Below are 14367 nucleotides of genomic sequence, written 5' to 3'. Positions count from 1 at the left end.
CAAAGGGTAGGTTTGAAGTGGGATGTGGTCCCGTTGGTCGTCGCGACGCTTCTGATCGTCGCGCTGGAACTGGTGATTCCGGTCACGGTGCGCCAGGTCTATGACACGTTCATTCCACACCAATCGCTCGACTCCCTGAATGTGCTGATGACCGCTGCCGTCGGCTTTTTGCTGGTGGATGCGTTTTTGCGCTGGGCGCGGGCAAATCTTCAGGCATGGCAGGGCGCACGGCGGGCGCATGCCGCGGGCACCCGGATGATTGACGCGCTGCTGCAAGGGAATGTGGCGCCGAGCCGGAACAACATCGGCGGAAAGCTTGCGCTGATCAATCTGGTGCGCGGTTATCATGCCGGGGGCGGGGGCAGTTTAGCCGTGACGCTTGCCGAATTGACGATGATCCCGCTGATGCTGGTGCTGATTGCGCTGATCGCGGGCAAGCTGGCGCTGGTATCGCTTACGCTGATTGCCGTTTTCTGTGTGGTTATGGTGGTCGCGGGTCGGTCCTTGCGCGATGCCCGCGATGCGCGCCGGGCAGAGGATGCTGTCCGGCTTGATATGATGGTGGAGACGCTGGGGGCGGCGCAGTCGATCAAGGCGCTTTCGGCGGAGCGGGTCATGGCTGCGCGGCATGCGGGGCTAAAATACACCTCGGCGCGTTGGCAGTTTGAGGTGGGCCGTTTCCAAACGCTAGTTTTCGACATCACGCAAATCTTCGGCACGGTGATGATCTTGGCCGTAGTCTTTGTGGGCGCGGGGATGGTGCTTGATAAAGACCTGACGGTCGGTGCGCTTTTGGCGGCGATCATTCTTTCCGGTCGCTCGGTCGTGCCGATGCAAAAGGCGCTGGGCGCGCTGCATCGCAGCCAAGCGCAGCGCAGTGAGCGCAAGCAGGTCGAGGCGCTGCTCGCCACCCCTGCCAGCGCTACAGTGACGACCGTTTCTGCGGCCTTGCCCGAAAACGAGGGCAAGCTGGCGCTGCACGGCGTGCGGATCATGGAGGCCGAGGGGGAGGCTCCGCTTCTCGACACAGTCGATTTTGCCTTTCCTGCCCGTCAATTCAGCCTGCTGGATGGTTTGGATCATGCGCAGGCGATGACGGTGTTCAAAACCCTGTCCGGCTTGCAGCGCCCAGAACGGGGGGCGGTACGGCTGAATGATGCCGATCTGCTGCAACTGCCCGAAGCCTGCCGGGCGCAGCAGATTGCCTATCTGCAAGCTGAAACGGTGCTCTACCGTGGCACGATCTTGGAAAATTTGACCCGCTTTGGACAGGTGAAAATGTCCGATGCGCAATTCGTGATGCGGCAATTGCGGTTGGATGAAGATCTGAACGTGCTGCCGCGGGGCTTGCAAACCGTTTTGCGGGGCGATGGCGGCGATCCGGTGCCGCCGGGCCTGCGCGAACGTATTGCGCTGGCGCGCAGCTTGGCGCCTCGGCCGCGGGTGATCCTGTTCAATCATGCAGATAGCGGGTTGGACCGACGCAGTTATACCGCGCTTTACGAATTGCTGGCCAAACTGCGTGGTCACGCAACGATTATCATGGCCAGCGATGATGAAACGCTGCGCTCGCTTGCGCAGCATTGCTTTGTTTGTGAGGGCGGCGGGTTGCGTGCGAACGAAGGGGTCTGCCCGCCGAGCCGACCGCAGACGCGCTATCGTGAGTTGCGGCTATGAGAGATTTGCCGCTCGATATGCTGGCGCAATTGCGCCATGGGGCGCCAAGCGCACCAAAGCTCGGCCATGCTGAAAGTGCGGCGCAATTGTTTTATGCGCGGTTGAAGGGGGCCGATTGGCATGTGTCGCCAGACGCCGAGCCCTTGGCGCTTTGTTTTTGCATGCTGGTCTTGCGGCTCAAACCAACCCTGCATCCGCGCAGCTTGGCGGCAATCATCAATGCGTCCGCAGATCACGGGTTTGACCGTATGGCCTTGGTCAACACGATGGCCGCGCTGGGCTACCGCTATGATCGTGTGCGGTTGATGCTGACGGATCTGGATATTCGTGTGCTGCCGGCGCTGATTGTGGGGCGCGATGGGCAGGCCTTGGTCTATTATCGCGATGGCGATGATATCGCACTTTTTGATGGTGCGACGCGCCAGCTCGTCGATCCTGCGCAATATCGGCAAGAGGTTGAGGTTTATCTGTTTTCGCGTCTGAACCCAGACGATTTGGCGACCTCTCAAACGCGCCGTGAGGCCACGCAGCAGGCATGGTTCCTGTCATTGTTCAGTCGGTTCTGGCCGCATCTGCGCAGCGTGGTTTTGATGGGTATCAGCCTCAATCTGTTGGCGCTTTTGGTGCCCGCGCTGATCTTGGCCGTTTATGCCTTTGTGATCGACAGCGGCCAGATCGCGCCTTTGCAATATTTGGCGGCGGGCGCGGCTTTGCTTTTGGGCTTTGAGTTCACGCTGCGGCGGCTGCGCTCTCGGGTGCTGACCTGGATGATGGCGCGGCTCGATTATCTTGTGGGCGTCAGCAGTTATGACAAGCTTTTGGGCCTTTCCGCCGAGGCGTTGAATACGGCGGGCGTGTCGTCACAAATCGCGCGGATCAAGACCTTTGAGGCGGTGCGCGATTTTCTGTGCGGGCCCTTGATCCTCTCGGCGATAGAGCTGCCGGTCACGGTTTTGGCGCTGGTCGCCTTGTTCTGGATTGGAGGCACGCTCGCGGTGCCGATCCTTGTCGCCATTATCTTGCTTGTGGCGATTGCGCTTGTTGCGCGGCGCGGCATTGCGGTGCGCATTCGCCAAAGCGCGGTCGAAGGCTCGAAGATGCAGCAGTTCATCTTGGATACCTTCACGCGGCTTGAAAGCATTCGTCTTGATGGGCTGGCAGGGATCTGGATGGACCGGTTCTTGCATCTGTCGGGGCGTGAGCAGTTCGCCATGCTGCGGATGAGCCGCCTTGCCGCCACGGCGGAGATTTTGGCGCATCTGACGGTGGGGCTGGCGACGCTTGGGCTGCTTTTCATTGGCACGAAGCAGATCTGGGCCGGGCAGCTTGCCGCTGGAGCCTTGATCGCGGCGATGATGTTGCAATTGCGGGCCTTGGCGCCCTTGCATGCGATTGTTGGGATGCTGCCGCGCATCGAACAACTTCGCAATGCCATTGAGCAGATCGACCGGCTGATGGATATGGCGGAAGAAATTGACCTCAATGACCATGAAGAGGTGAATGCGGCGGCGCTGAACGGACAGATCCGCATTCGCAATGTTTCGCTGCGCTATGGCCCCAAGGTGCCTGCGGTTCTCTCGGGCTTTTCTATTGATATTGCCGAGGGGGAGGTGATCGGGATCACCGGCGGCAATGGCAGTGGCAAAAGCACCTTGCTCAAACTGCCGCTGGGGCTGAGCACGCCGCAGCTTGGGGCGGTGCAATTGGGCGGGTTTGATATTCGCCAGTTCAACGCGGCAGAGTTGCGCGAGCGGGTCGCCTATTTTCCGCAGACGGTGGATTTGTTCAGCGGCACGCTGGCCGACAATTTGCGGATTGCGATGCCGATTGCCCGCAATGCCGATTTGGAGGCCGCGCTTGAAGAAGCTGGTGCCTTGAACCAGTTACGCAGCTTGCCCGATGGGCTGCAAACGGTGGTGGACCCGGTACGGCTTTCGGCCAGCCAACCTTTGTTGCGCGAGCGGATTGGCCTTGCGCGCGCGCTCTTGCGCCCGGCGCAGGTGCTTTTGATTGATGAGCGGCCCGCGATGGCGCTTTTGGCCGGGTTGGATCGGGATATCGAACGGGTTTTGAAACAAAGCCGGGGTCATAAAACCACGCTTTTTGTCAGTTCGCGCACCGATTTTCTGCGCCTTGCGGATCGGGTGATTGCGATGACCGGAGACGGGCGCGCGCAGGTGGGGCCGCTCGATAAGATCATGAGGACAGCATGAGCTATTCGGATCAAACTGCGCTGGCTGTGTCGGCCTCGGCTGGGGGGCTTCAACCCGCGGGTGGTGTGTCTTTGGGGGCCGCGAAAAGTGGCCGTCGCCGCAAGCGCAATATCCAGTTGCGCCATTTGGCCGAAAGCATTCGCCTTGAAGAGCGCACCGATGGGATTGGTTTGCAGGCGGCGATTTGGCTTTGTGCGGCCATGTTGGTGGCCATCACCCTCTGGGCGGGGCGGGCAGAATTGCCGATTGTCGTGCAGGCTCCGGGGCAAATCATGCCCGCCAGCTTTGAACGTGAATTGGTGCATCGTGAAGCTGGGCGGTTGGTTGAATTGGCGGTGCGTCCCGGTGAAAAGGTGGCGCAGGGGCAATTGATCGCGCGGCTTGATGACGACGATCTGGTGGCGGATTTGCAGTTGCAGGCGCGCCAGCGGCTTTCGTTTTTGTTGCGGATTGAACGCCTGACAGCCTTTGTGGAGGCGCGCGACCCCGACTTTCGCACGGGTAACCCGTCTGCGCCTTTTGCGGCAGAAGAGCTTGTTTCCGCGCGTAATGCATGGGCGGCGATGAAAACCGCGCTGCACGATCAGACCACAATCGTCTCGGAACAGCTGGCGAAGGCTGTGCGCGAGCAAGGCATCGTTACCAGCCGGATCGCCGCGCAAAAGGGCCTGTTGGCGTCTATGGAAGACCTGCTTGGGCGTAAGGAGGTTCTGTTTGCCAAAGAATTGGTCGCTTATCCGGTGATTATCGAGGCGCGGCAGGCGGTGATTTCGGCCAAGGCCGAGCTGGAGATTTTAGAGCGTCAGTTTCAGCGTAGTGTGAATTCGATCCGAGAGTTGGACGCCCGGCTTTTGGCGGTGACAAGCGAGCGGCAAGCCTCTGCGCGGCAAGACCTTGAGGTGGCGCGGGCCGGGCTTGCGGAAACCGATGTGCGGATTGCGACGCTCTCCTCTGCTATCGAGATGCGCCGCATTCGCGCGCCGATTGATGGCACGGTCAAGCTGCCAGAGCGGCTGGCTGTGGGCGATTATATCGGGGCAGGGCGCCCGATTGGCCATATTGTCCCGACGACGGATCGGCTTGTTGCGCGGGTTAGAATTCCGGCGGAAGATATTGCAAATATCGCGCCGGGGATGTCGGTCGAACTTAAAATAACCGCGCTAGATTACACGCGATTTGGAACGATCTCTGGTATTTTAGAGACTTTATCGCCTGCGGCGATGTTGGCCGAAAATGGGGCGGTCTACTTTACGGCGGAAGTTTCGCCTAAGGTTGAATATATTGAATATCAAGGCCGAAAATTAACATTGATTCCGGGAATGACTGTGGAGGCTGGTCTTATTAATGGGTCGCGAACCATTCTAGAATACCTTTTTAATCCAATAAATCAAGCGGTGTATGGTGCGTTTCACGAGGGTTGAATATGTTGGAAGCAGGATCAGAGAGCTTTAAGGTCGCCTCCACCATTATGGCGGTGGATGATGATCCTGTGGCATTGTTGATGATTTCCGAGCTTCTCAAGAAGCTTGGCTATCAAACGCTTACCGCCACCAGCGGTTCGGCGGCGCTTGAGATGATGGAGCAGGGCTCTGTGCCGCAAGTTTTGTTGTTGGATCGACAAATGCCCGGCTTGAGCGGCATGGATGTCGTCCATCACCTGAAAGAAAAGAAGCAGTTCGCTCGGATTCCTGTGATTATGGTGACGGGCTCAGATGATCCGAAAGAAATCCGCGAAGGCATTGATGCGGGGGTCTTTTACTACCTGCACAAACCGGCGCATGTGGGCGTTTTGTCTTCGGTTCTGGCGGCAGCTTTGCGGCAGGCAAGCGAAAGCACCGCCCTCGTGCATGAAACGGTGCCGCAAGTTGGCTTTGACCTGTGCGAAGCCGCGAAATGGACGTTCCGCACCCCGCGCGAAGCCACGGCATTGGCTGCCACCATCGCGAATTATTTTCCGGATCCTGATCGCAGTGTCGATGGCATTGGGGCGCTTTTGCTCAATGCGGTAGAGCATGGGATTTGCGCGATCGGTTTTGAGGAAAAGGGGCGGTTGCTTGAGGAAGGGCAGCTTTCGCAGAGCATCAAGGAACGGCTGATCCAGAACCCCGATACCCGCGCAACCGCCGCGATTTCGCGCCGGGACGATGGGATGATGCTGATCGTCGATGACCCGGGCGCGGGCTTCAATTGGAGCGAATTTACGACGCTGGACCTGTCGCGTTCAAGTGCATCGCATGGTCGGGGCATCGCGCGAGCAAAGGCCATGGCTTTCGATGATTTGAAATTCAACGAGGCCGGGAACCGCGCCATCGCTTTCATGCGGTATAATGCGACTTTTGAGTGGTGAGGCGGTTCGATGCCCTTTTCTGAAGGCCTTGCTGGCGCTGCGGCAAATAAAGGAAAATACGCCGATACATGGTGGTTGCGTTGGTCCTTGGTCGCTGTATTGGGTGTGTTGACGATTGTTGGCTTGAATGTCTACTTTTTACGAGCCGATTACGAGGAATATGTAGCAGGTCAGAACGTTCATATTTCAGAAGAAATATCGAAGCAGCTTGAAGACCCTTTTCAAAAATCATCCGGGCGGGTTTTGGCCCTGCGTTCGCTCATCATGTCGTCGCATGAGGTGACTTTAGAAGAGTTTGAGGCGTTTTCTGCCGTAGCTGTCGCGCATGGGACCGATTTTGCGCATGGCTATGGTTGGCTGCCCAGTGCGGGGAGCGGGCCGATCATGATGGTTGGCAATATGCCGAACGCGCCAACATTCGAAATGAAAGACTTAAGCCCCCAAGTTCGGAAGCTATTGGAAGATGTTGAGGCCGGACGCGGCCTTCAGCGTGATGTGCTTGTGGGCGGCGTTTTGGCCGAGCAAAGCGCGAATACCGATCTGGTCACGCTTTTGCGCCAAGTCTCCACCAGCTCCCATAACGGCGACGAAAAGGGGATTGTCTTTGCCACCTTCAGCATTCGGCGGTTCTTGCTGTTTGCCTCGCTGCCGCTGGAAAGCTGGATCACGCGTGTGGCACTGGTTGAAGAGAGTGGAGAGACAACGCTTTTCCGGCATGCGCGGATGCCCGGTTTTAGCGCAGAAGAACCGCTGACCCTGACCGAAGGCCCGATGACGTTTTCGCTTGCGGTGCAATACGAAAATACGCCGTTTTGGACCTTTTTCGTCGAAGAGAAGCTCGCGAACCAATTGGTTTTTGTCGCCATGATGGTGCTTTTGTCGGCCTCGGCCTATCTGACGCTGCGCCAAATCCGGTTGAGCCGTAAAGCGGCGCAAATCTCGGCCGAGGCGAATTATCAAAAGACCCGCTTTTTGGCGACGATGAGCCACGAGATGCGCACGCCGCTCAACGGGATTATCGGCATGTCGGATTTGTTGCTTGATACGAAGTTGGATGACGAGCAACGCAGGAATGTGCAAACGCTAAACCATTCGGCCGAGAACCTGCTGGCACTGATCAACCAGATCCTCGACTTTTCCAAGATTGAGGCCCGCGAAGTGGTGTTGGACCCGCAGATCATGGATCTGGGGGAATTGGTTTCGAATGTGATCAATGCCGTTGGCGTGTTGGCCTCAGATAAACAGATCGAATTGGTGGCAATTATGCCGTTGGACGCCTGTATCTCGGTGCAGGTGGACGATATGAAGCTGCGCCAAATCCTGACCAACCTGATGTCAAACGCGATCAAATTCACCAATGAGGGCAGCGTCACGCTGCGGGTGGATGTGATCGAGAAAGACAGCAATGAGCGCGCGGTGTTCCGGTTTACGGTGGAAGATACCGGTGTTGGTATTCCGGCTGAGCGGCTGGAGACGATCTTCAAACCCTTTGAGCAGGCCGATAGTTCGACCACGCGCAATTATGGGGGCACCGGGCTTGGGCTTGCGATCACGCGCGAAATGCTTCTGGCAATGGACAGCGATATTCGTGTGCGTTCGGAAGTTGGCAAAGGGTCGGCCTTTGGGTTTGAACTGCGGCTTGAGGCCGACACCCACACCCCGGTATTGCGTAAGGAGCGCTGCATTCTGGGGCTGCAAAACATGCTGGTGGTGATGCCCGATACGCCACGCAGATTGGCGGCGATCATCGAGCTTGAAACGGTGGGCGCGCAGCCGATCAGCGCTTTCACGGTCGATGCGGCGCGGCATGTTTTGGAGGGCGCGTTGGAACGGAACGAGCCCATCGGTCTTGTTTTGGCGGGCGATGCGCCAACCGCCGCTGCAATCCGCGCTTACTGCGCCGGGCGTGAAGAATTCTCCAAGATTAAAATCGCGATCGTCCGCTCTTCGGTGCGCAACACGCAACCCTTGAGCAAAGAAGAACAAGCGGCGGCGGATTTCTTTGTGGCCTCTCCGCATACGGCAGTGACCCTGACGCAAAATATCGCCTCTGCCTTCCAGCATTGGTTCTTTAGTTCTGGCCCCGACACGGCGATGACCCAGCCGATCCAACCGCCGAAAGTGCGCTATGACGGGCTGCGGGTGCTGCTGGTGGATGACGACAAGGTCAACCAGATGTATGGCACCTCGCTTTTGGGCAAAATGGGCTGCGAGGTTGGTACGGCATGGAATGGGCAAGAGGCGATTGAGACTTTTGGCTCTGGGGCCGACTGGGATGTGATTTTGCTCGATTGTCAGATGCCGATCATGGATGGCTATGAGACGGCGCGAAAACTGCGCGAGGCAATGCAGGAGCGGCGGGTGAAGCGCCGTCCGATCATTGCGCTCACCGCCAATGCGCAAAAAGGCGACCGTGAAAAATGCCTCGCCGCGGGAATGGATTCTTTCCTCTCCAAGCCTGTGCGCCAAGGCGATGTGGAAGCCAAATTCAAAGAGCTTTTGCGCGGCTGGAGAGCGAAATCCCCTGCAAAACCTGAAGCTCAAGAACCGGAAGCCCCGCCGCCACAGCCCCCGATGCTTGTGGAACCCATCGACGCGCAGAAGGTGCTGATCGACGATGACGACATACCGCCTGCGGTGCCCGTGGCGGAGCCGCCCCCCGCGCTGACAGGGTTAGAAACCCTCGATGAATTGGAGGGCAACGCCGTGCAAGCTGCGCCCGAAGCGACGAAGGAAGAGACACTCCCCGAATATCGCCCGCGCGCCGAGATCGTTGCCACTGCGGTGATGCTTGAAACGAAAGAGATGTTGGGGGAGGCTTTCGTGCAGCTTTTGCAGACATTCCTAGATGGTGTACCGGGGCAGTTGGGCGCGATCGACTTCGACATTGACGCCCGCAATTATGACAATGTCCGGCTCGTCGCGCACACGTTGAAAAGCTCTTCAAAAATGGTTGGGGCGATGGCGATGGCGGAAGTGGCCGAGTTGCTCGAAGCGGAGGCGCGCGCCGCAGAGCCATCGCGGATCATGGCCTTGTCTTATGCCGATGCCTTGCGGCGCAGTTTCGGCAATTTTGTACGGGTGCTTGATACCGCCCAAAACCTTGCAAAATCGGCCTAGGGGGGACCATGCGGCAGTTTTTCTTTGCTTCGGTGCTGGCCTGTGCAGCGGTTTTTGCCGCCCCGGTGAGGGCCGTTGAAATCTCGATCATCGTCAATGAACCCTCGAACGAGTTCTGGTTCGAAGAGGGGGAATTGGCAAAACGCTACGCGCGGAAACTGGGCTATGACGTGCGTGTTTTTGCGCATTCGGGTGATTTGACCACGGAAACGGCCTTGCTTCAGCGCGCGGTCGAAAGCGGCAGTGCCGCGATTTTACTGGACCCTGCGCATCTGGAAAATTCGGCCAGCGCGGTGGACGAGGTGGTCGCGCGCGGTGTCCCCGTTTTTGTACTCAATGCCAAGCTGAACTCTGCCAGCGTTACGGCGCAATTTCTGTCAGATAACGAGGCTTGCGGGCGGTTGGCCGCGCAGCAATTCGTGACCGAAATGCAGGGGGCGGGCACATTCGTGCAGTTGGATGGCCCCGATAGCGATCTGAATTCACAACTGCGCCGCCAAGGGTTCGAATCGGTTTTGCCGGAATACCCCAAATTGCAGCGGTTGAAAGCGATGAGCGCGGGCTGGGACAGACAGACCGCGTTTCGGAAAGTCTCTGCATTGCTTGAAACCGGGGCGCATTTTGATGGCGTGCTCTCGGCCAATGATACGATGGCGCTTGGCGCAATTGATGCGCTTGCGAATTATGATCGGGCGCAATTCGTGATCATTGGCGGCTTTGATGGCACTTTCGAGGCCCAAGAGCGCATCACCCGGGGGGACATGAGCTACACGATTGCCCAGCCCCTGGAGCAGATCACGCAAAATGCCGTGGATATGATGGACCGGCTCTTGAAGGGCGAAGAACTGCCCAAGGTCGAGGCCCCGTTCCTGTTTCCCTGCCATGTTATCGGTGGTGGGGCGACGGGCTAAAACGCCGGAGATCAGCGGGGACTGTTCAGCTTTTAGAGGGTTCCCCAAAGCGCCACGGCTGTGATCGCGGTGGCCCCTAGAGCCAGCCCGAGCGCTTGTAGCTTGGCCGTTCTTCGCAGCCGTTTCCTCAGCGCGGTATTCTCGGCGGTGTGCTGCTGTGTTTGCGCTTTCAATTCAAAGACAAGACGCTCCAGATTGGCGAGCGATCGCGAAATGGCGGCCTGACCGGTTGGTGTGAAGCCTTCACCAAAATCGAAGGAACTGCCGGTGGAGTTCTGCCCATGCGTGCCAAAATGCTGAACCTGAGATTTTGTGGCGCAGTAGATTTTCCGCCTTCCGCGCATGTAGGTACAGATGTCCCAATCATAACAGGTTGATTGGGGAACATGGCGCAGAACCTCGGCAACCACCTCTTGCGACCAAACGGTTCCTGCAAAGCCAATACTGTGTTTGACAACCATGTCGGTGGCATCCGTTGAGGCGTAGGCTGGATGGGCCGAGGCGTTGAGCAAAGACAGAATGCCCTCGGTTTGGGAAAAATGCGCGTCCACAAAGGTAAGCGCAGAAGAGGAGACGATCAGATCGCTGTCGCACAGAAATAGGCGCTGGTAGTCGCTCTGTGCGAAATGGTTGAAAATCGCATGAACCGCGAAATCCGCGCGGCCGCTGTTGGTGGGCGAAGAGACGATCTGTGCCTGCGGGGCGAATTCTTGCGTAAGGTCACTATGGCTGTAATCTGTGCTGCCATCATTGAAAATCACCAGATCCGCATGGGTGAGCCCGTCGAGTTCAAACACCGTGCTCATCGTGTCGCGCAGGCGATCAAGCCTGTTGAACGCCGGAACCGCGATCAAGGTTTTCATAAACGGTATCCTTCCCCAGCGCAGAGCGAGGCTAGGGGAGAGTAGGGGCCTTGCCAATATCCACAAAGCCGCGGCAGCGCAGGGTCTATGGCGCCCGCTGCCGCGCTTGAAGGATCGGCCTTCTTAGGCGCTCGCGCGCGTGAAGGCGTGGTAGAGGCCGCGCAGTTCTGCGAGGCCTTTCAGGCGACCAATCGCGGGGTAACCGGGCTGCGCTTCGCGGCCAATGTCATCGAGAATGTCTTGCCCGTGGTCGGGCCGCATCGGGATCGACCAATCTGTCCGCCCAGCGTCGCGCCGCCGCGCTTCCTCCGCCACCACGGCGCGCATCATTGCCACCATGTCGGTGTGCCCGCTCAGATGCTCATCCTCAAAGAAGGAGTTCATCACCGCCGTGCCCTCGATCCGGACATTACGCAGATGCAAGAAATGCACCCGGTCCGCCAAAGCCTCAAAGATCTTCACCGGGTCATTGTCGGGCCGCGCGCCGAGTGAGCCGGTGCACAGCGTGACCCCGTTTGCGGGCAGATCGACAGCCTCCAGAATGGTGCGGTAATGCGCCTCGCTCGACATGATCCGGGGAAGGCCCAGAAGCGGGAAGGGCGGATCATCCGGGTGGCAGCACAACCGCATGCCCAGTTCTTGCGCAAGCGGCGCGACCTCAGAGAGGAAGTCGATCATGTGGCGCTGCAATTGCGGCTCTGAAATCGCATCATATTCGGCCAGATGCGCACGCACATCTTCCAGCGTGAATCGCTCTGCCGCGCCCGGCAGACCAAAGACGACATTCCCCGCGATCAAGGTTTTCTCGGCTTCGGTCATCTCTGCAAAACGTTTTTGCGCCGCTTCAACCACTTCGGGCGGGAAGCTTTCGGCAGCGCCTTTGCGCGCGAGGATATGAATATCGAACGCGGCGAAGTCGATCAGATCAAAGCGCATGCAACGCGCGCCATTGGGGCGCTCCCACGCCAGATTGGTGCGCGTCCAATCCAAGACCGGCATGAAATTATAGCAGATCACCTCGATCCCGGCGGCGTGCAGGTTCTGCATCGAGCTTTTCCACGCCGCGATATGGGCTTTCCAATCGCCTTGCTGCTTTTTGATGTCTTCCGACACGGGCAGAGATTCGACCACTTCCCAGTTTAACCCCGAGGGGCGGCCATCGCGCCGGGTGGCAATTTCAGCTTGGCGGTGGGCAATTTCTTCGGGGGTCCAGACCGTTCCAGTCGGCACATGATGGAGCGCCGAAACCACGCCTTCGACCCCGGCTTGCATCATATCATCAATGCTCACACGGTCTTGCGGCCCAAACCAACGCCAGGTCTGACGCATGTCTTCTCCTCCCCTATGTCGTCGCCCGGATGGGGCGTTCCTCGCGCTTTTCCTAGCATGCTGGGGAATGTGTTGACTAGTATGGAAGTATGGCGCATGGTCTGCCTCAGGAGGAGAGAATGACCAAGACGCGCCCCGACCCGGCACGCCTAGATCCGACTGCGCCTGTAGGGCCGCAGTTGGCGCGGCTGATCCGCTGGTCTATCGTTTCCAATGCTTTAGAGCCCGGTATGCGGCTGTCTGAATCCGAAATCGGCTTGCGCTACGGTGTGAGCCGCCAGCCTGTGCGGGAAGTGTTCATCAAACTCGCCGAAGAGGGTTTGGTGGAGGTGCGCCCGCAGCGCGGCACCTTCGTGCGCAAGATCAATATCGCCAATGTGCTGGATTCCCGTTTCGTCCGGGAAGCGATTGAGGCGGATATCGTCAAAGCCTGTGCCCGTGCGCCGGCCCCCGGTTTGGTCGAAGAATTGCGCAGCCAGCTCGAAGCGCAAAAACGCGCGCGCGGTGATGATCCGGCGGTTTTCGTCACGCTCGACGATCTGTTTCACCGCACCTTGGCCGAAGGGGCAGGGCGCCCCAGCGCTTGGGGCGTGATTGATGGGGTGAAGTCGCAGCTTGACCGGGTGCGCCAGCTGACCACCGCACGGATGCCCGTCGATCACCTTGTGACCCAGCATACCGCCGTGGTGGAGGCGATTGATGCGCGCGACCCTAACGCCGCCGAAGGCGCCATCCGCCACCACTTGCAAATGATCCTGTCGGACCTGCCCGCGATCCGCGAAGCCTGCCCGCAGTTTTTCGAACCTCAGGACAATAACCCTGACCTGAGCCAAAACCGGCCACTCCGGCCAGACCCCGAAGCGACCCAAGGGAGGAAACCATGACCGTCGCCAAATCGCTTAAGACCCTGCTGGCAGCCAGCCTTGCCACTGCAGCCCTTTCGGCTGCGGCCTTTGCGCAAGATGTCACGCTCAAGCTGGGTCACCCGGCGAACGAGCAAAACACCTGGCACCTCGCCTCGGTGAAATTTGCCGAAGAAGTCGCTGCGCGCACCGAAGGCCGTGTGGCTGTGGAAGTGTATCCGAACGAAACGCTCGGCAAAGAGATGGATGTCATCAACGGCATGCAGCTTGGCACGGCCGATATGACGATCACCGGGGAATCGCTGCAAAACTGGGCGCCGATGGCCGCGCTGCTCGCCGTGCCCTATGCCTATGGCTCGCTGGAAGAAATGGATGCCATCGCCTCGGGCGAACTCGGCGACCGGATTGAAGCGCAAATCGTTGAAAACGTGGGCATCCGCCCGATTGCTTACTTCGCCCGTGGGCCGCGCGATCTGACCTCGAACCGTCCGATCACCTCGCCCGCCGAGCTTGATGGGCTGAAAATGCGCGTGCCGAACGTGCCGCTGTTCCTCAACGTTTGGAAAGCGCTTGGCGCGAACCCGACGCCGATGGCCTTCTCGGAAGTCTTCACCTCTCTGCAAAACGGCACCATCGAGGCGCAAGAGAACCCGCTCGCGCTGATCAAATCGGCCAACTTCAACGAAGTTCAGAAATACATCAACAAGACCGAGCACGTGCGTTCGTGGATCTATCTGACGATTTCGGAACTTTCGTGGGAAAAACTCTCGGCCGAAGATCAAGCCGCCGTCATGGATGCCGCCGCCGCCGCGCAAGCCTATGAGCGCGAGCTTTTCACCGCGCAGGAAGCCCAACTCGTGGGGGAACTGGAAGCGCTTGGCGTGACCTTCGTCGATGTGGATGGCCCGGCCTTCGCCGCCGCCGCCAAAGATGCGGTTCTCTCCTCGGTTTCCGATGAGATCCGTCCCGAGGTTGAGAAACTCTTCGACAAGTAAGCCGATCCGGCATCATGAGCGGGGGGCGCATCGCGTCCCCCGTTTTTCG

The 14367-nt window shown here is 58.8% G+C and carries 10 protein-coding genes; 8 read left to right on the top strand and 2 right to left on the bottom strand.

The features are described from left to right. The first annotated feature begins 24 nt into the window (after positions 1 to 24). The 6 genes from CRO18_RS06645 to CRO18_RS06620 all read left to right on the top strand — a co-directional run bounded on the left by CRO18_RS06645 (position 25) and on the right by CRO18_RS06620 (position 10268). Positions 25 to 1677, top strand: a complete 1653-nt coding sequence (locus CRO18_RS06645; protein ID WP_170952579.1) for an ABC transporter transmembrane domain-containing protein — start codon at positions 25 to 27, stop codon at positions 1675 to 1677. Continuing rightward, positions 1674 to 3890 (top strand): peptidase domain-containing ABC transporter, encoded by a 2217-nt coding sequence (locus CRO18_RS06640; protein WP_097081509.1) that lies wholly within the window; start codon positions 1674 to 1676, stop codon positions 3888 to 3890. The genes CRO18_RS06645 and CRO18_RS06640 overlap by 4 nt, the downstream gene beginning before the upstream one ends. Further along, positions 3887 to 5311 (top strand): HlyD family type I secretion periplasmic adaptor subunit, encoded by a 1425-nt coding sequence (locus CRO18_RS06635; RefSeq protein WP_097081508.1) that lies wholly within the window; start codon positions 3887 to 3889, stop codon positions 5309 to 5311. The genes CRO18_RS06640 and CRO18_RS06635 overlap by 4 nt, the downstream gene beginning before the upstream one ends. A 2-nt stretch (positions 5312 to 5313) precedes the next feature. Continuing rightward, positions 5314 to 6237, top strand: coding sequence for a response regulator (locus tag CRO18_RS06630; RefSeq protein WP_083951834.1), 924 nt, complete (start codon positions 5314 to 5316; stop codon positions 6235 to 6237). A 264-nt stretch (positions 6238 to 6501) separates the two neighbouring features. After that, positions 6502 to 9357 carry a hybrid sensor histidine kinase/response regulator gene (locus tag CRO18_RS06625; protein WP_170952578.1) on the top strand — a complete coding sequence of 952 codons (2856 nt, stop codon included), beginning with the start codon at positions 6502 to 6504 and terminating at the stop codon, positions 9355 to 9357. An 8-nt stretch (positions 9358 to 9365) separates the two neighbouring features. Further along, complete coding sequence (locus tag CRO18_RS06620) at positions 9366 to 10268, top strand: D-ribose ABC transporter substrate-binding protein (protein ID WP_097081506.1); 903 nt, start codon at positions 9366 to 9368, stop codon at positions 10266 to 10268. Between the two features lie 32 nt (positions 10269 to 10300). On the opposite strand, the gene CRO18_RS06615 is transcribed toward CRO18_RS06620, so the two are convergent. Further along, positions 10301 to 11197, bottom strand: a complete 897-nt coding sequence (locus tag CRO18_RS06615) for a glycosyltransferase (protein WP_170952577.1) — start codon at positions 11195 to 11197, stop codon at positions 10301 to 10303. A gap of 57 nt (positions 11198 to 11254) precedes the next feature. Further along, the gene (gene uxuA, locus CRO18_RS06610) at positions 11255 to 12460 is read right to left on the bottom strand and encodes a mannonate dehydratase (protein WP_097081504.1); all 1206 of its coding nucleotides are present in this window, start codon (positions 12458 to 12460) and stop codon (positions 11255 to 11257) included. A gap of 119 nt (positions 12461 to 12579) precedes the next feature. Here uxuA and CRO18_RS06605 point away from each other — a divergent pair, with 119 nt between their 5' ends. Both CRO18_RS06605 and CRO18_RS06600 read left to right on the top strand, forming a co-directional pair. After that, complete coding sequence (locus CRO18_RS06605) at positions 12580 to 13344, top strand: GntR family transcriptional regulator (protein ID WP_076483107.1); 765 nt, start codon at positions 12580 to 12582, stop codon at positions 13342 to 13344. Further along, entirely contained in the window at positions 13341 to 14318 is a 978-nt protein-coding gene (locus CRO18_RS06600; RefSeq protein ID WP_076483108.1) for a TRAP transporter substrate-binding protein, read from the top strand. Before CRO18_RS06605 ends, CRO18_RS06600 begins: the two co-directional genes overlap by 4 nt. The last annotated feature ends 49 nt before the right edge of the window (positions 14319 to 14367 follow it).

This window comes from Rhodobacter sp. JA431 (assembly GCF_900217725.1).
In the GTDB taxonomy this organism is placed as follows: domain Bacteria; phylum Pseudomonadota; class Alphaproteobacteria; order Rhodobacterales; family Rhodobacteraceae; genus Rhodobacter; species Rhodobacter aestuarii.
Note: the sequence above shows the minus strand (reverse complement) of the source record. Positions and strands in the feature narration are given on the sequence as shown.

What these genes read in the sequence shown, in the direction of transcription:
- CRO18_RS06635 (WP_097081508.1), top strand. Translation starts at nt 3,887, where the DNA reads ATGAGCTATTCGGATCAAACTGCGCTGGCTGTGTCGGCCTCGGCTGGG.
- CRO18_RS06620 (WP_097081506.1), top strand. Translation starts at nt 9,366, where the DNA reads ATGCGGCAGTTTTTCTTTGCTTCGGTGCTGGCCTGTGCAGCGGTTTTT.
- CRO18_RS06640 (WP_097081509.1), top strand. Translation starts at nt 1,674, where the DNA reads ATGAGAGATTTGCCGCTCGATATGCTGGCGCAATTGCGCCATGGGGCG.
- CRO18_RS06600 (WP_076483108.1), top strand. Translation starts at nt 13,341, where the DNA reads ATGACCGTCGCCAAATCGCTTAAGACCCTGCTGGCAGCCAGCCTTGCC.
- CRO18_RS06605 (WP_076483107.1), top strand. Translation starts at nt 12,580, where the DNA reads ATGACCAAGACGCGCCCCGACCCGGCACGCCTAGATCCGACTGCGCCT.
- CRO18_RS06625 (WP_170952578.1), top strand. Translation starts at nt 6,502, where the DNA reads ATGTCGTCGCATGAGGTGACTTTAGAAGAGTTTGAGGCGTTTTCTGCC.
- uxuA (WP_097081504.1), bottom strand. Translation starts at nt 12,460, where the DNA reads ATGCGTCAGACCTGGCGTTGGTTTGGGCCGCAAGACCGTGTGAGCATT.
- CRO18_RS06630 (WP_083951834.1), top strand. Translation starts at nt 5,314, where the DNA reads ATGTTGGAAGCAGGATCAGAGAGCTTTAAGGTCGCCTCCACCATTATG.